Origin of the sequence: Pseudomonas ceruminis, assembly GCF_021602025.1 — a bacterium.
GTDB lineage: Bacteria > Pseudomonadota > Gammaproteobacteria > Pseudomonadales > Pseudomonadaceae > Aquipseudomonas > Aquipseudomonas ceruminis.
The window spans coordinates 146,310-169,910 of record NZ_BQHW01000007.1 but is presented as its reverse complement, the minus strand read 5'-3'; the positions used below and the strand labels follow the sequence as shown (position 1 = coordinate 169,910).

The following is a 23,601-nucleotide window of genomic DNA, read 5'->3' as shown; positions in this document are numbered from 1 at the left end:
CAAGCCGGGGCGTTCTGGGAGATGACAAGGCGTTGCGAACAGCGCTTAACGAATGCCCGATTGGCGCAGAGCCGCTGGCTGGAAGTCAGCCTTGCTGGCGCTGAAACCGAAGTCGTAGGCTTTTTTCTCTTCGTTTTTCATGCCAAGGGCCAGGTAACGGCCCGATTGCAGGTCGTAGATAGCCTCCAGCGTGTACCACGGCACCTGCACGTTGTAGTAGTCCTGGGCATGCGCCTCGGAAACGCGCCACAGCTGGCCACGGCCGTCATACTGGTCGATCACCGCAGCCTGCCAGGTGTCCTCGTCGATGTAGAAGTCACGCTTGGCGTAGATGTGCCGCTGGCCCGGCTTGAGCGTGGCGACCACATGCCACACCCGGCGCAGCTCGTAACGGGTCAGGTCCTGATTGATGTGCCCTGCCTTCAGGATATCGGCGTACTTGAGCTTCGGATCGTCCAGCTTGTAGGCGTTGGAAGCAATGTACATCTCCTTCTTGCCTTCGAGCTTCCAGTCGTAACGGTCTGGCGCACCGTTGTACATGTCCAGGTTGTCCGAAGTCCGCAGGCCATCGGCCGCAGTGCCGGGGCCGTCATACGACACCTGCGGCGCCTGGCGCACGCGGCGCTGGCCGGCATTGTAGATCCACGCCTTGCGCGGTTCCTTCACCTGGTCGAGCGTCTCGTGCACCAGCAGTACGGTACCGGCCAAGCGCGCTGGCGCGGTCACTTCCTGCTTGAAGTAGAAGAGGATGTTGCCCGGGTTGTTAGGGTCGTAGTCCTTCATCCGATCGCGGAAGACGAACTGGTCCTGGAAATACACCAGGCTGTACGAGCCATTCTGCTGCGGTGTGGCCTGGGTCACCAGACGGGTCACGCTGCCGCCGCGGTAACGGGTTATGTGGTTCCAGATCACTTCAAGGCCGCTTTTGGGGATCGGGAACGGCACGGCCGTCAGGAAGTTGTTGAGGCCGTTGCCGCCTTCGACCAGCGTGGTAGCGGTAGCATTTTTCTTGATGGCGGCGAACACCTCGTCAGGCACCGTGGCACCTCGGTGGGTCTTGTACACCGGGATCTTGAAGGTGTCTGGGTAGCGCTTGAACATCGCCACCTGGCCCGGCGAGAGCTTGTCCTTGTACTGCTCGACGTTCTGCGCCGTGATGGTGAACAACGGTTTGTCGCTGCCGTATGGGTTGGAAAGGAAACCCTTGGCATCCACACTGCCGGCGGTCTTGGCCAGCGGTTGCCATGGGCCGATGGAGCCATCGGCGTTACCGGCCTTTTCTGCGCCCATGGGCGTCAGGGTGCTGCCCAGCTTTGCCGCTTCGTCGGCGGAAACCGCAGCCATGACGCTGGTCGCCAGCAGGGACAGGCCCAGCACACCGGCTTGCAGCAGACTTCTGGTCTTGTTCATGTCGTGTCGTCCTGGATCTGTGTGCTTAGAAGTTCACGCCGAAGCTGAGGGCGACAAAGTCGCGATCATCCACGGTGCTGTACTTGCCGTCGAAGAAGTTGGTGTACGACAGGCTGGCGGTGTAGGTGTTCTGGTACTCGGCGTCCAGGCCCAGGCTGATTGCCTTGCGGCCTTCCTCGAAGTTGCCGCCAGGGCCTGGCGAGTAACCGGACACGTCATGCGACCAGGCCACGTTGGGCTTGAGGTTGACCCCGGCAAACACGTCGTTGTAGTCCCAGATGACCCGGGCGCGATAACCCCAGGAGGTACTGGTGGTGTAGCCGTCGTTTTCGCACTTGCGGTTGAGGTTGGTGGTCGAGGCGCCGGGGCCGGCGCCAGCGATGGTGCTGGCGTTCAGCGCCTGGCAGGTATCGGCGCCACCGGTTGCCGGCAGCGGGCCGGGGCCGAACACCGGGTCGCGGCCATAGCGGACATCATGCGCACTCTCCAGACCACCGACGTGGGTAACGCCCAGTTCGCCGACCACCGTCATGCGGCTGGCGCCCATCACCTGGTCGAAGAAATGCGTCAGGGTGGTCTGGAACTGGGTGATTTCCTTGCGGCGGTAACCGTGCAGGTCTTCACCCGGGGTGCCGCTGAGCAGCGACGCGTTGGCCAGTGCGCCGCCGATCGGACGTACACCGGCAAACAGAATGTCGGTGGTGTTCAACTGCACTGGCGCATTCGGCCGGTAGCTGATCTCACCGCTCCAGGCGGTGCCAGTGGGCAGTGTGGTAGAGAAGCTCAGGCCATACAGGCGGATGTCCTCGGGGTACTCGACGAAGTACTTGGAGTTGCCCGCCACGATCAGCGGCGCCAGCGTGCGCAATTGCGCCGGCAGCGCGCTCAAGCCGGCGAAGACCGACGGTGAGGCACCGGTGGCGCTGAAGATCGGCGCCCGGCTGTGGTAGTTCATGAAGTAGGCGCCGAACTCGGTATCGAGCGGCTCGAACATGTAGCGCATGGCCACACCGAACTGGCCGCTGTCGCGGGCGTCCCGGTCGGCGCCACGGGCCACCATCACGCCCTCTTCGTTGATATCCACGCCACGGGTGGCGAGGAACTGCTGCGCCGCGCCGGGCACTGTGCGGCTGCTGTTGAGCACGCGCAGGTTGTTGCTGCAACCATCGGCGATGATGTCAGGCTGGGAGAAGAAGGTACCGCAGTTGTCGACGACGGTCTGGTCCCACTCGATCTGGTAGAACGCCTCGGCCGAGAGGTTGTCGGTCAGGCTCTGCGAGATGTAGAACATGTTGACCGGGATCAGGCCTTCCTTGATCTCGGCACCCGGGCGGCGGAAGGCGGCCACGTCGATCGGGTTGATCGAGTTGATGCCCCCGCCGATGAAGGTACTCTCACCCCAGCTCACCACCTGCTTACCGAAGCGCACCGAGCCTGGCTGATCGCCGATCGAGTAGTTGTGGTAGACGAACGCGTCGAGCAACTGCGCGCCGGAAGACTTGGCGCCTTCCTTGCGACCGGAATCGCTGATGTCCTTGAACTCGCGGCCCTCGTCCTTCAGTTCGAAGTCGTACCAGTACTTGCCACGCACGAACACGCCGGTGTCGCCGTACTTGAGCTCCAGGTCATGGATGCCCTTGAATATCTTCGAGAAGGTTTCGCCTTTCTTGAAGTTCAGGTGGCCATCGTCGGAGGTCTGCGACAGCCCCTTGCCGCCATTGTTGACCCCGATCAGGTTCTTGTTAGGGTTGGCAGTCGACCAGCTGGCCCCGACTGAGAGCGACGAATCGAACTGGCCTTCGATTTCCCCGATGTTGAAACTGACCGCAAAAGCAGGACTTGCGAGCGTGGAAGCAAGGCTGACGGCCAAGGGCAACTTGGCCCGGCGCCAGAACGTGTTTGCAGATGTCATCGACGCTACTCCATGTACTTTTTTGTTATGGCAGTGAGTCCTTTCAAGAACGGCCCCGAGCGACCGGTATGCGGGCTTGCACCCGCGGCGACACGTGTTGCACGTATCGCCCTCCCCCATTCCTGAAAATCCCCTGGCCCCGACTATAGCCAGCAGACTAGGGTGCTTGATCCCTCTAAAGTGTGATTTGCACACCAGCCGCCAATTCGTCCTGTGTATCCCAGGCTGCGTATCGGCAGTGCTCAAGCATGGCGCATATTTCCCGTTTGGCAAGGCACGAACCGCTCTGGCATGCGGGTCGTGTTCTGACGTGCACGACCCGCACCGCACTTAGAGCGTTGAAAGGAAAGCACTGTTACTGGCCTGCCACTGGACGATGTCCTGGCGGATGCGCTTCTTGTCGAGCTTGCCCACACTGGTCTTGGGAATTTCTGTAACAATGGCGATCTGGCTGGGAATGGCCCACTTGTTGATGTGCCCTTCCTCGACATAAGGCTTGAGGTGCTCCTTGAGCAGCTTCGCGTCGATTGCCTGGCCCTCGCGCACCACCAGCAAGGCGAAGGGGCGCTCTCCCCATTGCGGGTCGGCCACCCCTACCACCGCCACTTCGCGCACAGCAGGGTGACGGCTGATGAGGTCCTCAAGGTCGAGCGAGGAAATCCACTCGCCGCCGGTCTTGATCACGTCCTTGATGCGATCACGGATATCGATGTAACCCATGCCATCGAGCGTGGCGACGTCCCCGGTGTGCAGCCATCCGCCCTGCCACAGCTCTTCGCTCTTCTGTGGTTCCTTGAAATACCCCATGCTCAGCCAGGGCGCACGCAGTACCAGCTCACCCTGGGTTTCGCCGTCAGCCGGAAGGAAATTGCCCTGCCCATCGACGATGGCTGCCTCCACCAGCGGTACCGGTACTCCCGCCTTGATCCGGTAGGTGACGCGCTCATCCTCACTACCGGCCTGCAGCTCATCGTTCAGGTGCGCCGCAGCAATCAGCGGGCAGGTTTCAGACATGCCGTAGGCTGCGGTCAGCTGGATGCCGCGGGCCAGCGCAGCCTGATAAAGCGAGCGGTTGAGTGCGCTGCCGCCGATGATGATCTTCCAGCCACCGAAATCCTGGCCCTGTGAGCCCGGGCAATTGAGCAGCATCTGCAAAATGGTCGGCACGCAGTGCGAGAAGGTGACCTTCTCTTCGCGCCAGAGCTTGATCAGCATGTCCGGCTCGTAGCGCCCGGGGTAGACCTGTTTCATGCCCAGCATGGTAGCCGCGTAGGGTATGCCCCAGGCGTGCACGTGGAACATCGGAGTGATGGGCATGTACACATCGTTGCTGCCAAGCAGGCGCACGCTGTCGATACTGCCTGTTACCGAGGCCTCGGCCAGGGTATGCAGCACGAGTTGCCGGTGGGTGAAGTACACCCCCTTAGGGTTGCCGGTGGTGCCAGTGGTGTAAAAGGTGGTGGCGACCGAGTTCTCGTCGAAATCCGGGAAATCATAATGAGGGCTGGCAGCGGCGAGCAGTTGCTCGTATTCGCCGACCAGGTTCGGCAGCTCGGCGGTCTTGTCCGGGCCGTCGGTCAGCAGCAGGGTCTTGTCGACCGTCGTCAGTTGCCCGGCAATGGCCTGGTAGAGGCCGACGAAGTCACTGTTGACCAGCACGAAGCGGTCGTCGGCGTGGTTCATGGTGTAGAGGATCTGCTCGGGCGACAGGCGCACATTGATGGTATGCACCACCGCGCCGATCATCGGAATGGCGAACATGCATTCCAGATAGCGATGGCTGTCCCAGTCCATGACCGCCACGGTGTCCCCCGCCTTGACCCCCGCGGCAGTCAATACGTTGGCCAAGCGGGCGATGCGCTCGTTGAGCTGGGGGTACGTCAGCCGCAGCTGATCGCGGTAAACGATTTCGCGGGTCTTCTCGTAACGGCTGCCAGACATCAGCAGACGTTTGATCAGCAGCGGGAAGCTGTAGGCGCCCTCGGCGGGCTTGATGATGCGGGTCTGCAACATGGGTATCCCTTTTCGTGAAAGCGAGCCGAACAAATCTGGATCTACTGTAGTTCGCCAGGGTGACGGTCAAATCAGCCGAAGGAATGATTTGGCTGGCGCAGGTATGAGTGGCATTGTTCGGTGGATGGATCAATCCCTGCCCTAGCCACCGGAGCCTTTCCAGATGCCCAGCCCGCGTCGCGCCGTGTTTCTCGATCATCAGTCCCTTGATCTGGGGGACCTTGACCTTTCTCCCCTGCGTAACCTCTTCGATGAACTCGAGCTGTTTCCCTCCACCCGCCCGGAACAAGTGGCCGAGCGCTTGCAGGGCGCTGTCGCGGTGATCAGCAACAAGGTCATGCTCGACGCGGCCACCCTGGCCGCCAATCCGCAGCTCAGGCTGATCCTGGTCGCCGCCACCGGTACCAACAACGTCGACCTGGCAGCCGCCCGCGCCCAGGGCATCACCGTGTGCAATTGCCAAGGCTACGGCACACCCTCGGTCGCCCAGCACACACTCGCCCTGCTGCTCGCGCTGGCCACACGCTTGTGTGACTACAACCAGGCCGTAGCCGATGGCCAATGGGCCAAGGCCAGCCAGTTCTGCCTGCTGGATTTCCCGATCGTCGAACTGGAGGGCAAGACCCTTGGCCTGCTGGGCCATGGTGAACTGGGCGGCGCCGTCGCACGGCTGGCCGAAGCCTTCGGCATGCGCGTGCTGAGCGGGCAGATACCCGGGCGCCCAGCGCGCGACGATCGGCTGCCGCTGGATGAATTGCTGCCGCAGGTGGACGCCCTCACCCTGCACTGCCCGCTCAACGAACACACCCGGCACATGCTCGGTGCCCGCGAACTGGCGCTGCTCAAGCCGGGCGCACTGGTGGTCAATACTGCCCGCGGCGGCCTGATCGATGAACAGGCCCTGGCCAACGCCCTGCGCAACGGCCATCTGGGTGGCGCCGCCACCGACGTACTGAGCGTGGAGCCGCCAGTCAATGGCAACCCGCTGCTGGAACAAGGCATCCCGCGCCTGTTGATTACCCCTCACAGCGCCTGGGGCGCGGTGGAGTCCCGCCAACGCATCGTCGGCCAGCTCAGTGAAAACGCCCAGGCCTTCTTCGCCGGCCAGCCCCGCCGCGTGGTCAGCTGAGCGCAAAGCCGGCCTCTGCTACACTGCGCCACTTTTTTCAGGAGGCGTCGTCCATGGACCCGCGCAGTGAAGTGTTGCTCCGCCAGGCGGACCTGTTCCAGGGGCCGCTGCTGATCGCCGGCGCCCCCGCCGACGACCTGCTCGGCCAACTGCCCAAGGCCCATGGCTGGACCTGGCATGCCGGTGACCAGGCCATGCTCGACGGCCGCTACCCCGGGCGTAGCCATTACGCCGTCGAGGTGCCGCCGGTGGCTTTCGAGCGGGCCGTGTTGTTCCTGCCCAAATCCCGCGAACTGGCGGCCTACCTGCTCAACGCCCTGGCATCACGCCTGGGCGGCCGCGAGCTGTACCTGGTGGGCGAGAAACGTGGCGGCATCGAGGGGGCAGCCAAGCAGCTGCAAGCGTTCGGTAAGCCACGCAAGCTGGACAGCGCCCGGCATTGCCAGCTATGGCAAGTGACCGTTGACCATGCCCCTCAAGCCAAGCCCCTGGAGAGCCTGGCCGAGCGCTTTGCCCTCGAACTGGAAGACGGCCCGTTGCAGGTCGTCAGCCTCCCCGGCGTGTTCAGCCACGGCCGGCTCGACCGCGGCACCGCGCTGCTACTCAAGCATCTGGACGACCTGCCGTCGGGCCATGTGCTGGACTTTGGCTGTGGCGCGGGCGTGCTGGGTGCCACGGTCAAGCGGCGTTACCCCCAAAACCGGGTCACAATGCTCGATGTGGACGCCTTTGCCGTGGCCGCCAGCCGCTTGACCTTGGCCGCCAATGGCCTGGAAGGCGAAGTTATCAGTGGCGACGGCATCGATGCAGCGCCGACCGACCTGAGCCTGATTCTGAGCAACCCGCCATTCCATACCGGCGTACACACCAATTATCAGGCGTCAGAAAACTTGCTGAGAAAATCAGGCCAACACCTTCGAAAAGGTGGCGAAATGCGCTTGGTTGCCAACAGCTTCCTGCGCTACCAGCCATTGATCGAAGGTGCCCTGGGCAACTGCCAGACGTGCGCCGAAGCTGACGGCTTTCGCATCTACCGGGCAACACGCGGTTAAAAACAGGGCTTGCCGAAAGCGTTTCGGCTAGGCAGAATCCGCTCCGTCCTAGGGGAGTAGTCTCCCGCGAGCACCCTGCTCGCCCGGCACGCGTCAACACACTTGGCCCACAGGCCATGGCGCGTGCGACCCACGATCCGCGCAGACGGATCCAGGGTTTGACAAGACCTATGACACGCACACCTTACCCGGGGCGGGAAGGCTGTACGTGTCATAGCCGTGTCGACCCGCCCCCGTAGGAAACCTGATGCTGGAATCTCTGCTCGTCCCCACCGCGATCGTCGCCCTCGCCGAAATTGGCGACAAGACGCAACTGCTCGCGCTCATTCTCGCCGCCCGCTTCCGCAAGCCTTGGCCGATCATCGCCGGCATCATCGCCGCTACCCTGGCCAACCATGCCGCGGCCGGTGCCGTGGGGGCCTGGGTCAGCGGATTCTTTACCGAGACAGTGTTGCACTGGGTGCTCGCCGCGAGCTTTACCGCCACAGCCTTGTGGACCCTGGTGCCGGACAAGATGGATGACGACGAAAACCCGGCACGCCGCTTCGGGCCGTTCCTCACCACGCTGATCGCGTTCTTCCTGGCCGAGATTGGTGACAAGACCCAGGTCGCCACGGTGATGCTGGCAGCCCAGTACCCACACCTGATCATGGTGATCATCGGTACCACCCTGGGCATGCTGATTGCCAACGTGCCCGTGGTGCTGGCGGGTAACTTTGCAGCAGAGAAACTGCCTTTGACACTGATTCGCCGATTGGCAGCGGCCGCGTTCTTCGTACTGGCGGTCGTGGCCGTGTACTCGGCGATGAAGACCAGTGGCTGGGTGGGGTAACAACTGCGGCTGCAAGCTGCAGGCCAAGCCTGTACCAGGTGTACCGGCCTTACTTGCAGCTTGAAACCTGGGCCCTGCTGCGTGTTACTTGCGCGCCGCTTCGTACAACGGCATCACCTTCGGGATGGCCGCCTGCAGCGAAGCGATGCGGCTCTCGGAGGCCGGGTGGGTACTCATGAACTCAGGCGGTGCGCCCTCCGATGCCTTGCTCATCTTGTTCCACAAGGTGATCGCGGCATTCGGGTCGTAACCGGCACGCGCCGACAGTTCCAGGCCGATCAGGTCGGCTTCGTTCTCGTTGGCGCGGCTGTTGGGCAGGGTCATGGCGTAGTTCACCACCTGGTCGGCCAGCGCGATGCTGTTCTGGCCAAGACCAAACAGCGCACCCGCACCCTGGCGGGCCATTTCCACACCGTAGGCCTTGGACATGGCTTCGCGGCTGTGCTCACGCAGGGCGTGGGCGATCTCGTGACCCACCACCGCGGCAATCTCGGCATCGGTCAGCTTGAGCTGATCGATCAGCCCGGTGTAGACGATGATCTTGCCGCCTGGCCCGCAGTTGGCATTGAGCTCATCGCTCTTGATCACGTTGACTTCCCATTGCCACTGGGCAGCATCCGGGCGGAACTTCGGCGCCTGGGCGATCAGCTGGTCGGCGATTACCTGAACGCGCTTGGCATCGGCGCTGGACTTGTCCAGCGCGCCCTTGCTCGAAGCCTCGCCGAGGGTTTGCTGATACGACTGGGCATACATCTGGTTGACCTCAGCGGTCGAGAGCATGCTGAACATGTACTGCTTGCGCTCAACGCCGACAGCACCGCCGCTGGTGGTATTCACTGCCTGGCAACCAGCCAGCAGGATGCCGGCACTCAACAGGCTGACGACAAAAGACTTACGCATGAAAACACTCCCTTTTTACATGCGGCGTATCCTAGGCCGAGTCGCCAGTGCCCGCTATAGCCGTAAGTAAGATTCTTCACATCCGTGTACACCTTCGCCCACATCCGATTCCATGCAAGCAATTCGTCGCGTACAGCCGCACGCCGGCCGCTCACCGGCGTGATGACTGGCAATAGCCGCAGTCACCGACTATGACCGGAACTCAATGATCGGCACCGGTTGCATGTTCCGTACAGCAAGAGAACTGGGCGGCCGCGCCCTGCAAGTTCGCTGGCACATGGTTCGACTCGCCCAGCGCCTCTCCCGTTTGTGGGTCATAGGATTTGACCACTGCGTTGCCATCGACCAGCCTTCGGGTGACCACTAGAAAATCGCCTGAGGCACTGGCGTAGGTAATCCCGCCTTCTGGGTCATACCAACCCATATCAGGATCATTGGTGGTTTTAAGGCGGCTCCCGGGGCGCGCAACTCCCCTTATTTCGATACCATCTGAATGCGGCTCAACTGCGTCGATCTGCGTTTCGGCCTTCACGTGGAGGGTGGAGGGGTCCGGCTCAGGAATAGGCAGCCTCAAATCTCGGATCGCATCGAGTGTGCGCGTGGTTGGATGCCAACCCCATCGAATGAAGAATGTTGTGAGATCGTGCTGCGCAGCCCATGCGCTGGTGACCATGAAGTAATGACGGTATTGAGCATCACCCTGGCCAGGTTCAGGGTTGCCATGACTACGGCTTTCACGATGGAGCCGATGAAAGAACGCGTCCCCGTAAGCTGCCCGTAGTTGCTCCCACATGATGAGGCGGACAAACTCGTCATTGTCTTCAAACTTTTTATTCGGATCGGAACTGTTTAAAAAGGCATGCGCTTCACGGTCGTAAGGCACCACCCTTGAGTATTTTTTTTGCGCGCGCTGCACCGCAAGAGAAAATATATTGACGGAGTTCTCAGTCAACGCATTTGCGCTCCATGAAATTTGGTGCTGCATGTGACCCAACTCATGCCAGACGCCCCAGTCGCCGCGCACACCCTCCGGGGTCAATAACGAGCTGCCATAATCCGGCAGGCTGATGCGAAAATGAGAGGCATTAGGGCTACCGCCCTCCTTTTCCGAAACCAATATCCGCAGCGGGCTTGGCGGATGCTGCTCAGCCCCGTCGCCAATCGCGGCCATTTCGTTTTCAATGCGTAAAATATCTTTGTATTCATCCAACACTGCCGAGGGATCGTGATCCATATATCGCATGGCGGTAATCCACCAGGCGGTTATCACAACCTTCTCGCCAATAAGCTGCACTGGCGCTCGTGGACGCTTCAACTGTGCACCGCAGAGAATCGAAGGCCACTGCTCAGCGGACGTTTCGCCCTGTATGAATACTGCGATTCGATGAGCAAGATGCAAGCGTGAGACCTTAAACGTAGCAGACAATGAATCCGCGCCCGGCGTATCAGAAACAACCCGCAGCCATAATACTCCGCCTTCAGAATCAGTGACCGAGTCGTCGGGGTTGTCTACTTCGTAGATCCGAGGAACTTCTGTATCGACACCACCGGCATTGAAACCGGGAGTACCAACCAAGAATTGAGCCTTGACTGACAGCTCGGGAGGTAATGTCAGGTGATAATCGACTACACCCCCTGGCTCAATCAATATGCCTGTGGGCTGAAAGTCGGCATAGTGAAACCAACGCACATACTGCCTGGCATCAGACTCCGCAAAAGGTAAGATTCTAAAATGTGTGAGCGCGGAGGAAATCGCGGCGCGTGAATTTTCCTCATCCGACATAAAATCATTATTCATCGTGCACCCCTTTAAAAGCTGCCCTGGTACGTGAGTTTTACCGTAAGGGCAGCTCCATGGAGCGTCAACTGGCAAAAATGCTAGGCACTATTAGTTGTATGTATATGCCAACTAGGGTCATAACGGCGTCAAACATTCTGGTGCATCCAGTTTCGGATCATTGACGAAATTGGCCAAGGCCCGTTCCCGCACCGTTGCCGGCGGGCTGGCCAGCAACTCGTGCAAGCGGGTAACCGGCGTATCCGGGTCAAGCCAGGCCGCCTGCCCCGCCTCGTCCAGTATCAGCGGCCGGCGCTGGTTCATTGCCGCCTGGGTGACCACTGCGCAGCTCAACCAGACTTGGTCTTGCACAGGATAGGCCTCCCATACAGCCGCAAAATACAGCGCCGAACCTTCCCCCGGCGTCAGCCAGTACGGCCGCTTGCGCACGGTGCCGCGCCATTCGTAGAAGCCGTTGGCCGGCATCAGGCAACGCCGCTGGCGCAACGCTTCGCGGAACATCGGTTGCTCGGCCAGCGTTTCGGCACGGGCGTGGGCAGGGGTGCGGGAAAGGTCAGTGAGCCAGGCCGGCGTCAGCCCCCACCGGGCCTTGGCCAGTTGCATCTGGCCATCAACCTGGCGCTGGATGAGCACCGAGGCGCCCGGTGATATGTTCCATTGCGCCGGCTGGCCGGCAGGGAAGCCCGGCAGGCTGGCAAGGGCCTGGGGCCAGCGAAACAGGGCGTAGCGTCCACACATGGGCGATTCAAAACCTAGCAGATCAAGGTACCGGGGTAACTATCCGGTTCGTCGCCGGCAAGCGGCTGGGCACCATTGTACGCATCGATCAGTTGCCGTGCGTAACTGGCCTGCTCATCGGGCACGGCGAGGCCAAGCAACCCCTGCAACGGCAGTTCACCGACACCGCCTACCAGATCACCGCCCACCAGATGCACCTCAATCCCTTCACTGGCCAGCATGCCGACCAACATTTGCGCCTCCATCAGGTTTTCCGGTTCGTAGATCCGCCGCATTCAGGCATCGTCCTCGCGTCTGACTTCAAGCATCCATTCGTCACCGTGCACCTGCAGGATAAACACCACAGGCTGGCAACACACCTGACAGTCTTCAGTGTAGATCTGGTCGCCAGCGGAGATATCCACAGTGGTTTCCACCCGTTCGCCGCAATAGGGGCAATCATAGAAGTCGGTTTCCAGCATCGCGGCCTCCGCGGTGACTTATGCGTATAATTGCCGGTCTGTTTACAGGGCCTGTGTGCGTCCGAGCCGTTTTTCGGAGCCTGCCCCTACCTTATTACCCTAGCCGTTTCCAACAAGAGAGCATGATGGGCGAATTCGATGCCATCCGACCGTACGACGATGCTGAGGTCCCTGCCGTTCTGGCACGCCTGCTCAGCGACCCGGCATTCCTCGATATCCTCACCCACTTCCGCTTCCCCCGCGCCGCGGGCGCCTTCGGCTGGCTGCTCAAGCCGCTGATCGCCCGCCGCCTGCGCAAGGAATTCGCCGGCGTCACCGGCGTCTCCACCCTGCAGGACAAGGTCGAGTACTACGTCGACCAGACCATCGAGCGAGCCACCGACGGCGTCACCTATTCCGGTGTCGAGCAGCTCAAGTCGGGCACTGCCTACCTGTTCCTGGCCAACCACCGTGACATCGTCATGGACCCGGCCTTCGTCAACTATGCGGTGTACCACGCCGGCCTGCCAACGCCGCGTATCGCCATTGGCGACAACCTGCTGCAAAAGCCGTTCGTCAGCGACATGATGCGCCTGAACAAGAGTTTCATCGTCCACCGATCGCTCAGCGGTCGTCGCGAGAAACTGGCCGCCTACCAGTTGCTTTCGGCGTACATCAACCATTCGATCCGCAACGATGGTACCTCGATCTGGATTGCCCAGGCCGAAGGCCGCGCCAAGGATGGGGACGACCGCACCGACTCGGCGATCCTCAAGATGTTCCACATGAGCCGCAAGGACGAGCCGTTCGGCGCGGTGATCCAGAGCCTGAACCTGATCCCCGTCTCGATCAGCTACGAGTATGACCCTTGTGACCAGGCCAAGGCGCGCGAGCTGTACATCCGCGCCACCACCGGCACCTACAAGAAGGCGCCTGGGGAAGACGACAACAGCATCGCCAAGGGCATCACCGGCTACAAGGGCCGCGTGCACATCAACTTCGCCCCACCGGTGACTGAGTTCTACGAAGACACCAAGCAGTTGGCGGTGGAGATCGATCGGCAGATTCTGGGTGGCTACCGGTTGTTCCCGGTGCACTACCTGGCGTATGCCATGTGGGGCGAGAAAGACGAGGCACTGCAGGTGCCGAGCGCAGAGCAGGTGTTCCCACCCGAAGAGCTGGCCAAGGCCAGGGAAGAATGGCAGCGCCGCCTGGATGCCTGCCCTGAAGCGCAGCGGCCGTACCTGGTGCTGCAGTATGCAACGCCGGTGCGCAATCAGTACCAGGTCAGGCAGCAAGCACCGGTAGCCTGACCGGGCGGGGTTGCCTGGCAGCCCCGCAGATCAGATCCAGGTACTGAGCCAGGACAGCAGCAGCGCCATGGCCAGGCAGGAAAAGCCGAGGATGTAGTAGTAACGCGGCACTCGCTGGCCGAATGCATCGACCACACCCTCATCCACCGCCAGGCGCTCGCGGGTGATCGCTTCGCGACGCCGCGCACTGTGCAGCAGCAACCCGCCCGGGCAGGTCATCAGCAGCGCCAGCAGATTGATCAGCTTGGTCGGGTGGGTGGCCAACAACCCCCAAAGCACTTGCAAGGACATCACGCAACCTCGGTTGGAACGACAGGCGGCATTCTACCGAAGTCCCACTCCGGCGCCTGGGCGGGGCGACAAAGTGTCACTAAATTTCATCTGTCACATGCTCGTCATCAGAACAGGCCACCCTGACGGCCCTTTCCCGACCCGGAGCGTGTTGATGCTGCATGCCGAAAACCAGGACCGCCTCTATCTCGTCACCCAGAGCGACGAGCAACAGGCATTGATCGATGGCTTTGCGATCAATGTCCAGGACCGTCAGTGGCTGGTTTATTGCGCCTTGGGCGGCCATGTGCATGAGCATTTACCTGAGGTGGATGTGCTCACCGGCGTGAGTGTGCTGAATTTCCATATCGAAGCGGCCTGAGGGCAGATAAACAAAAACCCGCGGCCTGGCACGCAGGCGGCGGGTTCTTTTTACCTCGGGAGAGGTTTACTCGCTCAGCACCTGCCCGATGGTCGGGTCCTTGAACAGGCGAGTCAGTGCGTCGCTCAGCACATCGCCCACCAGCTTGGTGTTAGTTTCCTGGTTTGGCGCCATGCCAAAGCGCTGGTCCAGCGAAGCCCCATAACGGCCGCTGTAGCGGCGGTTGGCGTTGGACACATCGGCACGGAAGGTCGCGCCGATCGTGGCCTCGGTCACATACAGGTTGTCCTTGGGCGATTGGTACTTCAGCTCGGCCAGGGTCACGGTCAGCTGTGGCGCATTGTAGGCGTTAGCCGTAGGGGTGAAGCCCAGCAGGCGCACCGCCGCTTCGGCCTGAGCCTGCAACTTGGGCACGATGTCATTGCCGTTGACACTGATGGTGCTGGTTTCAGGGTACATGCCACCGCGAGTGCCCAAGGACTGCGAAGGCCGGCCGTCGACCACCTTGACCACCACCGGCTGGCCATGGCCGACTGGCGCAAGCTGGGCGTTGAGTTTGGGCTGCGGGCTGAGTTGTTGCGGGCTGTGGGCACAACCAACCAGGCTGAGGCTGGCCACGGCAAGCAAACCGAACAACAGACGTTGCAACATGCGCGTTTCTCCAGAAAATGCGGCAAAGGTCGACAGTATACCTAGCGGCAGGCGATAAGCGGCAAGCCACACACGGCAAGAAAAAAGCGTCCCGTGCAGCTGCCTGTTTCCCTGCGGCGTGAAGGTTGCCGCCAGCGAGGGTTGTCACAATGGTTTCATGGCCCTGCAGATATGCTTACGCCAAGCCCCAACGCACAGGACTTCCCGCCATGGCCTCGCTCTGGACCCTGCTCTTTCAACGCCCGCGCCACCGCTGCTACGCCCGCCTGGATGCCGAAGGCAAATGCCTGGCGTTCAAAGCGTGCAGCCACGCGCCAAGTGGCGGCGGCTGGCTGCAGGTCAGCGAAATCCAGCCTGCCTGGCTGGGTCGGGAACTGCCCGACGAAGCCCGGATTTGCGCCCGCGCAAGCCATCACTGGCAGCAATGCACCGTGCCAGCCTGACAAACGCCGCAATAAAATGCACGAATAACGACCTTTCTGCCCGCGACATCGTTATAATCTTCCCCCGATTATAAGGACGTCTCCTGATCGGGCCCCGCAATTTGCCGTTTGACCCCGGCACCTCCAACGCCCAGCCCACAGAGAGCCTTCCACTCAGGTCTTGCATCGGCTGTCGTGCCTGCTTTTCCGGCCCTTCGCACTGCATGAACCTGTGGGTTGCCATCGCGCAGTCCCCTTTTGAGGTTCACGTCTCCAAAAGAGCGTGAAAAAACGGTTTTTCACAACTTCACGAGAGTGTGGCGAGCAAATGAACAGTCTGGCATGTGCAAAAGCGGCAGATGTGTCCCGAACAGCCCTGAACAGGCGGCTTAAACGCTCATTTCCAATGAGCATCTGAGGCTGCTCCATAGCGCACGCACGACACCTTGACCATAAGTCGAATTGCCGCACCTGTGGCAAACAGCGTTCAATACCCGAACCCGAAGACTGATTGGCGGTGTCCGCGGAAGTTGCAAGAACTGCGAAGAGTCGGACATGGCGATCCTGGCACCCCTGGGGTCCTGTGCTGTCAATTAGGTAGCTGTAGATTGTGGAGACGCGTTAAATGGCGCAGAACGAATCGGTTGATGTAGTACTGGTAGGCGCGGGCATCATGAGTGCCACCCTGGCCGTACTGCTCAAGGAGCTCGACCCGACCCTCAAACTGGAGGTCGTCGAGGCGATGGACTCCGGGGCCGCGGAAAGCTCCAACCCCTGGAACAACGCAGGTACCGGCCATGCCGGGCTGTGCGAGCTGAACTACACGCCCCAGGCCGCCGATGGCAGCATCGACATCAAAAAGGCCGTGCACATCAACACCCAGTTCGAGGTTTCGCGCCAGTTCTGGGCCTACCTGAGCAAGAAAGGCAACTTCGGCTCGGCCCGTGCCTTCATCAACCCGGTCCCGCACCTGAGCTATGTCGAAGGTGACAAGGGTGTGTCCTTCCTCAAGAAGCGCTTCGAGCTGCTCAAGCAGCACCACGCCTTCGCCGAGATGGAATACACCGAAGACAAGGCCGTGATGAAGGACTGGATGCCGCTGATGATGCCAGGCCGCCCGGCCGACCAGCACATCGCCGCCACCCGCGTGATGAAAGGCACCGACGTCAACTTCGGCGCCCTGACCAACAAGCTGCTCAAGCTGCTGGGCGACACGCCGAACGCGCAGGTCAAGTACAGCAAGAAAGTCGTCGGTTTGCGCCGTAACGGTGCCGGCTGGACGGTCAGCATCAAGGACGTCAACAGCGGCGGCAGCCGTGAAGTCGACGCCCGCTTCGTGTTCCTCGGCGCCGGCGGCGCGGCCCTGCCGCTGCTGCAGCTGTCCGGTATCCCGGAGAGCAAAGGCTTTGGCGGCTTCCCGGTAAGCGGCCAGTGGCTGCGTTGCGACAACCCGGAAATCGTCAAGCAGCACCAGGCCAAGGTCTACAGCCAGGCCGCCGTCGGTGCGCCGCCGATGTCGGTGCCGCACTTGGACACCCGCGTGGTGGACGGTAAGAAATCGCTGCTGTTCGGCCCATACGCAGGCTTTACTACCAAGTTCCTCAAGCACGGCTCGTTCATGGACCTGCCGCTATCGGTACGCATGGGCAACATCGGCCCGATGCTGGCCGTGGCCCGCGACAACATGGACCTGACCAAGTACCTGGTCAGCGAAGTGATGCAGTCGATGGAACAACGCCTGGAATCGTTGCGCCGCTTCTATCCGCAGGCCAAAGCCGAAGATTGGCGCCTGGAAGTGGCCGGCCAGCGCGTACAGATCATCAAGAAAGACCCGAAAAAAGGCGGCATCCTGCAGTTCGGTACCGAGCTGGTTTCGGCCCAGGACGGCAGCCTGGCCGCGCTGCTCGGCGCTTCGCCGGGTGCTTCGGTCACAGTGTCGATCATGCTCGAGTTGATCGAACGCTGCTTCCCCGAGCAGGCCAAAGGCGCCTGGGCTGCCAAGCTCAAGGAGATCTTCCCGGCTCGCGAGAAGACCCTGGCCACCGACGCCGCCTTGTACAACAAGATCAGCGCCGACAACGACGTGGCGCTGGAACTGGTGGAAGACAGCCCGGCCAAGCATTACGCCTGAGCCAGCTGAAACGAAAAAACGCCCCTCGGGGCGTTTTTTTGTGCCTGCGCTGTGACCAGCACAGGCCAACGTATCAGCCGCGGGCTTGCGCGATGATCTCGATGTACTCAGACGCATTGCGCTGGTCTGCAATCTGCTCGACGAAGGTCTTGCCGTGCTCGTCCTTGCCATCAAGGTCGTAACCCGCCTCGACGAAGAAGCCGATAAAACGCTCGAAGTCGTCGATGCGCAAGCCACGGTAGGCCTTGACCAACTTGTGCAGCGACGGCGAGGTCACGCCATCGGCCGGTTCAAACTGTAAGAACGACTTGATGTAGTCGTCGCTGATTTCGTCACCAATCACCTGCTTCTTGTCTTTGCGCATTGCCGGCTCCAACTGGACCATCACGGAATTTCGAAGGCCGGCAGTTTACCCCCCGCAGGCCGCACGCCTCAACGCGTACGTACGGTGCCGGTGTGCAGGTCGGCCCAGACATGGCCATTGGCATACGTCAGGAACTGCACATATACCGTCTCGTTGCGCAGCAGGTCCATGACCACGCGGTAGTCGCTCACCGGGTAGTTGAGGCTCAGTGTACGGGTCTTGTCGTCGTACACCGGTTTTTTCAGGCTTTTGCCGGCTTCACCGTCGAAGGTGAGCAGCACTTGGCTGATGGTCGCCCCCTTGCTCAGCGGCTTGCCTTTGAGGCGCATCTGCAAAGAGGCAGTAATCGGGATGGGTTGCTGATCGGACTGGCGCTGGGCGCCCACGACCACCGAATAATCGGTTACCTGCAGCAACTGCTGAGCCGTCGGCGCTTCCTGGCGCAACGACAGGTCATCGGGCGGGAGAAACTGGCTGTGCAGGGGAGCAGCGGCCAGGGGCAGGCTTACCGCCAGCAGCAGGGGAACAATCGCACGCATGTGAGGCTCCTTGGCATGAGGGGGCACTCTAGCACGCTACTCCATGGCCGTTGTCACTCGAACTGCGCGATCATCCACGCGTGATAGGTCGCCACCCCGTCTTCGCCTTCGCGTGGAGCCCAAGGGGCATGCTCACCCTCGCCCAGCGGCGTATAGGGGCCCGCCTTGCAGTCGAACAGAATACTGTCGGCTTCCAGCACGACCAGGCTGTGGTAGACCCTGGGCGGGATGTCCACGCCAATGCAGTCTCCGCCGGCCTGCAGCACACGCTTGCCGATCACCTCGCCGTGCTCGTCGAATACCAGAATCCCCAAGCGCCCCTTGAGCGCCAACAGGGTCTCGGCCTTGTCGTCGCTCAGGTGCCGATGCGGTGCAACATAGGTGCAGGGCTGCATGCCAACCGCCAGGCGGTGGCAGGGCTCCAGGGTTTCATGGAAGCTGTAGTGGTAGCGACCACGGGGCGCATCGGCCGCTTTCTGTACCAGCCCGGCGAACAGCGATTGGTCGATGAACGCAGGCTGGCGCATGTCACATCCCCTTTACTGCGAATATACCGTTAGCGTTTCGCCAGTAACCTTTATAGTCCATGCCATAGCCAAAGATATAGCGATCGACGCAGGACAGGCCAACATAGCTAGCCTTCAGATCAGGGCTGGCCTTGCGGTCGTGGTCCTTGTCGATCAGCACGGCGCTGTGCACCGAGCGAGCACCGGCGTGCTTGCAGAACTCGATGATGGCGCTGAGGGTATGGCCTTCGTCGAGGATATCGTCCACGACCAGCACGTCGCGGTCTATGAACGAAACCTCCGGCTTGGCCTTCCAGAACAGCTCACCACCACTGGTCTGGTTACGGTACCGGGTGGCATGCAGGTAAGAGGCTTCCAGCGGGAACTGCAGGTGAGTCAGCAGCTTACCGGCGAAGATCAGGCCGCCGTTCATTACACAGAACACGACCGGGTTCTTGTCGTGCAGGTCTTTGCAGATCTGTTCACCGACCTTGGCGATTGCCGCTTCCACTTCGGCTTCGTTGTACAGGCAGTCTGCCTCGCGCATGACTTGACGGATGTGCTCGAGATCGGCGGACATGGCGCTCTCCGGGGGGCGATTTGGAAAAGCGGGCAAAGGTACGCATCCGCTCGTCACAGATCAAGCATTTATGGACTAACGTGCAAAAGGACTACACGACAGCAAAGGCTGAATAGATTAATCTAGCGCGGTTTTTTTGCCCGCCTTTCGGAGCCCCCTATGCCCACTCGTGAGATCCGCCACCCGCTGATCCGCCACAAGCTCGGTCTGATGCGCCGTGCCGACATCAGCACCAAGAATTTTCGCGAACTCGCCCAGGAAGTCGGCGCGCTCCTGACCTATGAAGCCACCAAGGACCTGCCACTCGAAACCTACGAGATCGACGGCTGGTGTGGCAAGGTGCAGGTTGAAAAAATCGCCGGCAAGAAGATTACCGTGGTGCCGATCCTGCGCGCCGGCATCGGCATGCTCGATGGTGTACTCAGCCTTATCCCGGGCGCCAAGGTCAGCGCCGTGGGTGTCGCGCGCAACGAGGAAACTTTCGAAGCCCACACCTACCTGGAAAAGCTCGCGCCGGACATCAACCAGCGCCTGGCGCTGATCATCGACCCGATGCTGGCGACCGGCGGCTCGATGGTAGCCACCATCGAACTGCTGAAGAAAGCGGGCTGCAAGGAAATCCGCGCCATGGTGCTGGTCGCCGCACCCGAAGGTATCGAGGTGGTGGAAAAAGCCCACCCGGATGTACAGATCTACACCGCCTCGATCGACCAGCGCCTGAACGAACATGGCTACATCGTCCCCGGCCTGGGCGACGCCGGTGACAAGATTTTCGGCACCAAGCAGAAGGACGCCTGACATGCAGGACGGCTTCAACGACCCGCTCTGGCGCCAGGTCGTCTCGGGCGCGCAGATGCTCTTCGTGGCATTCGGCGCGCTGGTGCTGATGCCGCTGATTACCGGCCTCGACCCGAACGTCGCCCTGTTCACCGCCGGCATCGGCACCCTGCTGTTCCAGCTGGTCACAGGCCGTCAGGTGCCCGTATTCCTGGCATCGAGCTTTGCCTTCATCACCCCGATCATTCTCGCCAAGGGCCAGTTCGGCCTAGCCGAGACCATGGGCGGGGTGATGGCCGCAGGCTTCGTGTACACCTTCATGGGCCTGATGGTGAAGATCAAGGGCACTGGTTTCATCGACCGCATGCTGCCCCCGGTGGTGATTGGGCCGGTGATCATCTCCATCGGCCTGGCCATGGCGCCGATCGCCGCCAACATGGCGATGGGCAAAGCCGGCGACGGCAGCGTACTGCTGCCATACCAGACCGCCATGCTGATTTCCATGCCGGCGCTGCTGACCACACTGATTGTCGCCGTGTTCGGCAAAGGCATTTTCCGCCTGGTGCCGATCATTGCCGGTGTGCTGGTCGGCTTTGCCCTGTCGTTTGCCTTTGGTGTGGTCGACACCGCCAAGATCGCCGCCGCCCCGTGGCTCGAGGTGCCCAATTTCACCGCACCGGCATTCAACTGGCAGGCCATCCTGTTCATCGTGCCGGTTGCCCTGGCACCGGCGATCGAGCACATCGGCGGGGTGATTGCGGTAGGCAGTGTGACCGGCCGCGACTACCTGAAAAAGCCGGGCCTGCACCGCACCCTGCTGGGTGACGGCCTGGCGACCACCGCCGCCGGCCTGTTCGGCGGCCCGCCCAACACCACCTATGCCGAAGTCACTGGCGCGGTGATGCTGACCAAGAACTACAACCCGAAGATCATGACCTGGGCGGCAGGCTTTGCCATTACCCTGGCCTTCATCGGCAAGTTCGGCGCGTTGCTGCAAAGCATCCCGGTGCCCGTGATGGGCGGCATACTCTGCCTGCTGTTCGGCTCGATCGCGGCAGTGGGCATGAACACCATGATCCGCCACAAGATCGACCTGAGCGAGGCGCGCAACCTGGTGATCGTTTCGGTCACCCTGGTGTTCGGCATCGGCGGGGTCTTGGTAGGCAGCGGTGACGGGCCAGACGATTGGGGCCTGAAGGGCATTGCCCTGTGCGCCATTGTGGCCATCGCCCTGAACCTGATCCTGCCGGGCAATGATGGCTGGAAACACAAGAAGCTGGATGATCAGTTGCCTTGATCTCCTGACCTTCAGTTTTGCCAGGGCTGCACTGGCCCTGTCGCCCGCCGGCCGGCTCCCATAGACACTGTGGAAGCCGGCTGGTCAGCCCTGGACATCACACCTGTTCACACATCCCGGCCAACACCCGCACCCACTCCGGGTGATCGTTCAGGCACGGCACCAGCACCAGTTCCTCCCCTCCCGCCTCAATGAACTGCTCCTTGCCGCGGTCGCCAATCTCTTCAAGCGTCTCGATGCAATCGGCCACGAATGCCGGGCACATTACCAGGAGCTTCTTGACCCCCGCCTTGGCCAGTTCATCCAGACGCGTCTCGGTATAAGGTTCGATCCACTTGGCCCGCCCCAGCCGCGACTGGAATGACACCGACCATTTGCCGTCGGGGATGCCCATCGCCGTCGCAAAGGCCTTGGCGGTGGCCAGGCACTGCCCGCGGTAGCACACCGCGCGCATCTCGGCGCTGGCGTCCTTGCAGCAATCGGCCGCCTGGAAGTCATGCTTGCCGGTGGGGTCGAGCTTTTTCAGATGCCGCTCCGGCAAGCCATGGAAGCTCAACAGCAGGTGATCGTAATCCTGCTGCAGGTAGGGCCTGGCGCTGGCAGCGAGGGCCTGGATGTATTGCGGGTCATCGTAGAACGGTTGCAGCACGCGCAACTGCAGCGGCAACTGCTGTTCGGCGATGGTCTGCTTGGCCAACGTCACGACCGTTGTCACCGTACTGTCGGCGAACTGTGGATAAAGCGGTGCCAGGGTAACGTTACGTACGCCCTGGGCGGCCAGGCGCGCCAGCACCTGCGGCAGCGCCGGCTCGCCATAACGCATGGCAACCTCCACCGGGCCGTGGGGCCAGTGTTCGACCATCGCGGCTTGCAGGCGCCGGGTCAGCACCACCAACGGCGAACCTTCGTCCCACCAGATCGAGGCGTAGGCATGGGCCGACTGCTCCGGGCGCTTGATCAGAATCAGCGACACCAGCAGCCGCCGCACCGGCCAAGGCAGGTCAATCACGTAAGGGTCCATCAGAAACTGGTTGAGATAGCGGCGCACATCGGCCACCGAGGTGGAAGCCGGGGAACCCAGGTTTACCAACAGCAAGGCGTGATCGGTCATGCAGCGTCCTATGTCAGAGGCGGCTGGACAGGTTGTCCAGGGCCGATTGCAGATCGTTGAAACGGAAAGTGAAACCCGCTGCCAGCAAGCGAACGGGGCGGGCCCGCTGGCCACCGAGCAGCAAGGTGGAAAGCTCACCGAGCCCGGCCTTGAGCAGCAGCCCGGGCATGGGCATGAAGGCCGGACGATGCATGGCCCGGCCCAGGGCCTTGGCGAATGCACGGTTGCGCACAGGCTCTGGCGCGCAGGCATTATAAGGACCGCTGGCGTCCTTGCGCTGCAAGAGAAAATCAATCAGGGCGACCTGGTCCTCTATATGGACCCAGGGCATCCACTGTCGTCCATTGCCCAGCGGCCCTCCCAGCCCCATTTTAAAAGGCAGGCGCAGGCGCGACAAAAAGCCACCATCGCTGGCCAGCACCAGCCCGGTGCGCACCAGTACCACACGGATACCGAGGCTCTGTGCACGCAGGGCAGTTTCTTCCCAGGCGATACACAACTGGCTGGCAAAGTCTTCACGCACCGGTGGCGAGGCTTCGGTCAGCTCGCGTTCACCACCGTCGCCGTACCACCCCACCGCCGACCCCGAAATCAGCACCTCAGGGCGCTGCTCGCGGCTGCCCAGCCAGGCCAGCAACTGCTCGGTGAGGGTGATGCGGCTGGCCCATAACAGGTTACGTCGCGCCCCCGTCCACGGCCGTTCGGCAATGGGCGCACCGGCCAGATTGATTACCGCGTCCACGGGCTCATCGGCTGCCAAGTCTTCCAGGCGTGCAACACCCCGCACGCCGGTGCCACAGAGCCGCGGCACCTGTTCGGGGCGCCGGCTCCACACGGTAAGACGATGGCCCTGGCCGCGCCAGAACTGGCACAAGTGCTGGCCGATCAAGCCGGTACCGCCTGTCAGCAATATATGCATGGCTGTGTCCTCGCAGAGTGCGGCCATGGTCTATTTTTAAGATCAAGGCACTTTTTTAACCAAACGCTCTCGGATAAACATAGGCCAACCTGCTCTTTAAAGCGGAATAACCTTA

At 61.5% G+C, this 23,601-nt stretch carries 25 protein-coding genes and 1 riboswitch; of the genes, 9 read left to right on the top strand and 16 right to left on the bottom strand.

Annotated features, from left to right (window positions below; all coding sequences use genetic code 11):
- Nucleotides 1-45 precede the first annotated feature (45 nt).
- The 3 genes from L6D80_RS11290 to L6D80_RS11280 form a co-directional block, all read right to left on the bottom strand.
- Nucleotides 46-1,410, bottom strand: coding sequence for a DUF1329 domain-containing protein (locus L6D80_RS11290; protein WP_176513540.1), 1,365 nt, complete (start codon nt 1,408-1,410; stop codon nt 46-48).
- 25 nt (nt 1,411-1,435) lie between these two features.
- Nucleotides 1,436-3,322, bottom strand: coding sequence for a DUF1302 domain-containing protein (locus L6D80_RS11285; RefSeq protein ID WP_054900739.1), 1,887 nt, complete (start codon nt 3,320-3,322; stop codon nt 1,436-1,438).
- 330 nt (nt 3,323-3,652) lie between these two features.
- Entirely contained in the window at nt 3,653-5,335 is a 1,683-nt protein-coding gene (locus L6D80_RS11280) for a fatty acid--CoA ligase (protein WP_054900738.1), read from the bottom strand.
- A 163-nt stretch (nt 5,336-5,498) separates the two neighbouring features.
- Between L6D80_RS11280 and L6D80_RS11275 the strand changes: the two genes are divergently transcribed.
- The 3 genes from L6D80_RS11275 (at nt 5,499) to L6D80_RS11265 (ending at nt 8,348) form a co-directional block, all read left to right on the top strand.
- Nucleotides 5,499-6,464, top strand: a complete 966-nt coding sequence (locus tag L6D80_RS11275; RefSeq protein WP_176513538.1) for a 2-hydroxyacid dehydrogenase — start codon at nt 5,499-5,501, stop codon at nt 6,462-6,464.
- 53 nt (nt 6,465-6,517) lie between these two features.
- Entirely contained in the window at nt 6,518-7,516 is a 999-nt protein-coding gene (locus L6D80_RS11270; protein ID WP_054900736.1) for a class I SAM-dependent methyltransferase, read from the top strand.
- Between the two features lie 39 nt (nt 7,517-7,555).
- Nucleotides 7,556-7,676, top strand: a riboswitch (yybP-ykoY riboswitch).
- 90 nt (nt 7,677-7,766) lie between these two features.
- A complete protein-coding gene (locus tag L6D80_RS11265) occupies nt 7,767-8,348 on the top strand; it encodes a TMEM165/GDT1 family protein (protein ID WP_176513583.1) in 582 nt (193 codons plus the stop codon).
- 84 nt (nt 8,349-8,432) lie between these two features.
- On the opposite strand, the gene L6D80_RS11260 is transcribed toward L6D80_RS11265, so the two are convergent.
- From L6D80_RS11260 to L6D80_RS11240, 5 genes are all read right to left on the bottom strand, one after another.
- Nucleotides 8,433-9,248 (bottom strand): M48 family metallopeptidase, encoded by an 816-nt coding sequence (locus L6D80_RS11260; RefSeq protein WP_176513536.1) that lies wholly within the window; start codon nt 9,246-9,248, stop codon nt 8,433-8,435.
- A 202-nt stretch (nt 9,249-9,450) separates the two neighbouring features.
- Nucleotides 9,451-11,046, bottom strand: a complete 1,596-nt coding sequence (locus L6D80_RS11255) for a M60 family metallopeptidase (protein ID WP_054900733.1) — start codon at nt 11,044-11,046, stop codon at nt 9,451-9,453.
- A 117-nt stretch (nt 11,047-11,163) separates the two neighbouring features.
- Complete coding sequence (locus tag L6D80_RS11250; protein ID WP_054900732.1) at nt 11,164-11,784, bottom strand: SOS response-associated peptidase; 621 nt, start codon at nt 11,782-11,784, stop codon at nt 11,164-11,166.
- A 14-nt stretch (nt 11,785-11,798) separates the two neighbouring features.
- Nucleotides 11,799-12,059, bottom strand: coding sequence for a putative signal transducing protein (locus L6D80_RS11245; protein ID WP_054900731.1), 261 nt, complete (start codon nt 12,057-12,059; stop codon nt 11,799-11,801).
- Nucleotides 12,060-12,245 (bottom strand): CPXCG motif-containing cysteine-rich protein, encoded by a 186-nt coding sequence (locus L6D80_RS11240; RefSeq protein WP_054900730.1) that lies wholly within the window; start codon nt 12,243-12,245, stop codon nt 12,060-12,062.
- A gap of 122 nt (nt 12,246-12,367) precedes the next feature.
- Between L6D80_RS11240 and L6D80_RS11235 the strand changes: the two genes are divergently transcribed.
- Nucleotides 12,368-13,537, top strand: a complete 1,170-nt coding sequence (locus tag L6D80_RS11235; RefSeq protein WP_054900729.1) for a 1-acyl-sn-glycerol-3-phosphate acyltransferase — start codon at nt 12,368-12,370, stop codon at nt 13,535-13,537.
- Between the two features lie 30 nt (nt 13,538-13,567).
- Here the strand turns inward: L6D80_RS11235 and L6D80_RS11230 are convergent, their stop codons facing one another.
- Nucleotides 13,568-13,828, bottom strand: coding sequence for a hypothetical protein (locus L6D80_RS11230; protein WP_054900728.1), 261 nt, complete (start codon nt 13,826-13,828; stop codon nt 13,568-13,570).
- A 154-nt stretch (nt 13,829-13,982) separates the two neighbouring features.
- Here L6D80_RS11230 and L6D80_RS11225 point away from each other — a divergent pair, with 154 nt between their 5' ends.
- Entirely contained in the window at nt 13,983-14,189 is a 207-nt protein-coding gene (locus tag L6D80_RS11225) for a hypothetical protein (protein ID WP_054900727.1), read from the top strand.
- A gap of 66 nt (nt 14,190-14,255) precedes the next feature.
- Here L6D80_RS11225 and L6D80_RS11220 read toward each other — a convergent pair whose 3' ends face one another.
- Nucleotides 14,256-14,840 carry a YajG family lipoprotein gene (locus L6D80_RS11220; protein WP_054900726.1) on the bottom strand — a complete coding sequence of 195 codons (585 nt, stop codon included), beginning with the start codon at nt 14,838-14,840 and terminating at the stop codon, nt 14,256-14,258.
- 209 nt (nt 14,841-15,049) lie between these two features.
- Here L6D80_RS11220 and L6D80_RS11215 point away from each other — a divergent pair, with 209 nt between their 5' ends.
- Nucleotides 15,050-15,283, top strand: coding sequence for a hypothetical protein (locus tag L6D80_RS11215; protein ID WP_054900725.1), 234 nt, complete (start codon nt 15,050-15,052; stop codon nt 15,281-15,283).
- 604 nt (nt 15,284-15,887) lie between these two features.
- Nucleotides 15,888-17,393, top strand: coding sequence for a malate dehydrogenase (quinone) (mqo, locus tag L6D80_RS11210; protein WP_054900724.1), 1,506 nt, complete (start codon nt 15,888-15,890; stop codon nt 17,391-17,393).
- A gap of 73 nt (nt 17,394-17,466) precedes the next feature.
- Here the strand turns inward: mqo and L6D80_RS11205 are convergent, their stop codons facing one another.
- The 4 genes from L6D80_RS11205 to L6D80_RS11190 form a co-directional block, all read right to left on the bottom strand.
- Nucleotides 17,467-17,757 carry a PA4642 family protein gene (locus tag L6D80_RS11205; protein WP_054900723.1) on the bottom strand — a complete coding sequence of 97 codons (291 nt, stop codon included), beginning with the start codon at nt 17,755-17,757 and terminating at the stop codon, nt 17,467-17,469.
- Between the two features lie 68 nt (nt 17,758-17,825).
- On the bottom strand, nt 17,826-18,296 hold the full coding sequence (locus tag L6D80_RS11200; RefSeq protein ID WP_054900722.1) for a hypothetical protein: 471 nt from the start codon (nt 18,294-18,296) through the stop codon (nt 17,826-17,828).
- 53 nt (nt 18,297-18,349) lie between these two features.
- The gene (locus L6D80_RS11195) at nt 18,350-18,823 is read right to left on the bottom strand and encodes a WbuC family cupin fold metalloprotein (RefSeq protein ID WP_176513534.1); all 474 of its coding nucleotides are present in this window, start codon (nt 18,821-18,823) and stop codon (nt 18,350-18,352) included.
- 1 nt (nt 18,824) lies between these two features.
- The gene (locus L6D80_RS11190; RefSeq protein WP_054900720.1) at nt 18,825-19,382 is read right to left on the bottom strand and encodes a hypoxanthine-guanine phosphoribosyltransferase; all 558 of its coding nucleotides are present in this window, start codon (nt 19,380-19,382) and stop codon (nt 18,825-18,827) included.
- A 159-nt stretch (nt 19,383-19,541) separates the two neighbouring features.
- Between L6D80_RS11190 and upp the strand changes: the two genes are divergently transcribed.
- Complete coding sequence (upp, locus tag L6D80_RS11185) at nt 19,542-20,180, top strand: uracil phosphoribosyltransferase (protein ID WP_054900719.1); 639 nt, start codon at nt 19,542-19,544, stop codon at nt 20,178-20,180.
- A gap of 1 nt (nt 20,181) precedes the next feature.
- The gene (locus L6D80_RS11180; RefSeq protein WP_054900718.1) at nt 20,182-21,456 is read left to right on the top strand and encodes a uracil-xanthine permease family protein; all 1,275 of its coding nucleotides are present in this window, start codon (nt 20,182-20,184) and stop codon (nt 21,454-21,456) included.
- Between the two features lie 97 nt (nt 21,457-21,553).
- Here the strand turns inward: L6D80_RS11180 and hemH are convergent, their stop codons facing one another.
- Both hemH and L6D80_RS11170 read right to left on the bottom strand, forming a co-directional pair.
- Nucleotides 21,554-22,567 carry a ferrochelatase gene (gene hemH, locus L6D80_RS11175; protein ID WP_054900717.1) on the bottom strand — a complete coding sequence of 338 codons (1,014 nt, stop codon included), beginning with the start codon at nt 22,565-22,567 and terminating at the stop codon, nt 21,554-21,556.
- A gap of 13 nt (nt 22,568-22,580) precedes the next feature.
- Nucleotides 22,581-23,486, bottom strand: coding sequence for a TIGR01777 family oxidoreductase (locus L6D80_RS11170; protein ID WP_176513533.1), 906 nt, complete (start codon nt 23,484-23,486; stop codon nt 22,581-22,583).
- Between the last annotated feature and the right edge of the window lie 115 nt (nt 23,487-23,601).

Coding starts and splice junctions, on each gene's coding strand:
- L6D80_RS11195 (WP_176513534.1), bottom strand. CDS start 18,823: ATGCGCCAGCCTGCGTTCATCGACCAATCGCTGTTCGCCGGGCTGGTA.
- hemH (WP_054900717.1), bottom strand. CDS start 22,567: ATGACCGATCACGCCTTGCTGTTGGTAAACCTGGGTTCCCCGGCTTCC.
- L6D80_RS11235 (WP_054900729.1), top strand. CDS start 12,368: ATGATGGGCGAATTCGATGCCATCCGACCGTACGACGATGCTGAGGTC.
- L6D80_RS11225 (WP_054900727.1), top strand. CDS start 13,983: ATGCTGCATGCCGAAAACCAGGACCGCCTCTATCTCGTCACCCAGAGC.
- L6D80_RS11260 (WP_176513536.1), bottom strand. CDS start 9,248: ATGCGTAAGTCTTTTGTCGTCAGCCTGTTGAGTGCCGGCATCCTGCTG.
- L6D80_RS11180 (WP_054900718.1), top strand. CDS start 20,182: ATGCAGGACGGCTTCAACGACCCGCTCTGGCGCCAGGTCGTCTCGGGC.
- L6D80_RS11240 (WP_054900730.1), bottom strand. CDS start 12,245: ATGCTGGAAACCGACTTCTATGATTGCCCCTATTGCGGCGAACGGGTG.
- L6D80_RS11270 (WP_054900736.1), top strand. CDS start 6,518: ATGGACCCGCGCAGTGAAGTGTTGCTCCGCCAGGCGGACCTGTTCCAG.
- L6D80_RS11280 (WP_054900738.1), bottom strand. CDS start 5,335: ATGTTGCAGACCCGCATCATCAAGCCCGCCGAGGGCGCCTACAGCTTC.
- L6D80_RS11215 (WP_054900725.1), top strand. CDS start 15,050: ATGGCCTCGCTCTGGACCCTGCTCTTTCAACGCCCGCGCCACCGCTGC.
- L6D80_RS11250 (WP_054900732.1), bottom strand. CDS start 11,784: ATGTGTGGACGCTACGCCCTGTTTCGCTGGCCCCAGGCCCTTGCCAGC.
- L6D80_RS11170 (WP_176513533.1), bottom strand. CDS start 23,486: ATGCATATATTGCTGACAGGCGGTACCGGCTTGATCGGCCAGCACTTG.
- L6D80_RS11220 (WP_054900726.1), bottom strand. CDS start 14,840: ATGTTGCAACGTCTGTTGTTCGGTTTGCTTGCCGTGGCCAGCCTCAGC.
- L6D80_RS11255 (WP_054900733.1), bottom strand. CDS start 11,046: ATGAATAATGATTTTATGTCGGATGAGGAAAATTCACGCGCCGCGATT.
- L6D80_RS11245 (WP_054900731.1), bottom strand. CDS start 12,059: ATGCGGCGGATCTACGAACCGGAAAACCTGATGGAGGCGCAAATGTTG.
- L6D80_RS11190 (WP_054900720.1), bottom strand. CDS start 19,382: ATGTCCGCCGATCTCGAGCACATCCGTCAAGTCATGCGCGAGGCAGAC.
- L6D80_RS11285 (WP_054900739.1), bottom strand. CDS start 3,322: ATGACATCTGCAAACACGTTCTGGCGCCGGGCCAAGTTGCCCTTGGCC.
- mqo (WP_054900724.1), top strand. CDS start 15,888: ATGGCGCAGAACGAATCGGTTGATGTAGTACTGGTAGGCGCGGGCATC.
- upp (WP_054900719.1), top strand. CDS start 19,542: ATGCCCACTCGTGAGATCCGCCACCCGCTGATCCGCCACAAGCTCGGT.
- L6D80_RS11205 (WP_054900723.1), bottom strand. CDS start 17,757: ATGCGCAAAGACAAGAAGCAGGTGATTGGTGACGAAATCAGCGACGAC.
- L6D80_RS11200 (WP_054900722.1), bottom strand. CDS start 18,296: ATGCGTGCGATTGTTCCCCTGCTGCTGGCGGTAAGCCTGCCCCTGGCC.
- L6D80_RS11230 (WP_054900728.1), bottom strand. CDS start 13,828: ATGTCCTTGCAAGTGCTTTGGGGGTTGTTGGCCACCCACCCGACCAAG.
- L6D80_RS11275 (WP_176513538.1), top strand. CDS start 5,499: ATGCCCAGCCCGCGTCGCGCCGTGTTTCTCGATCATCAGTCCCTTGAT.
- L6D80_RS11290 (WP_176513540.1), bottom strand. CDS start 1,410: ATGAACAAGACCAGAAGTCTGCTGCAAGCCGGTGTGCTGGGCCTGTCC.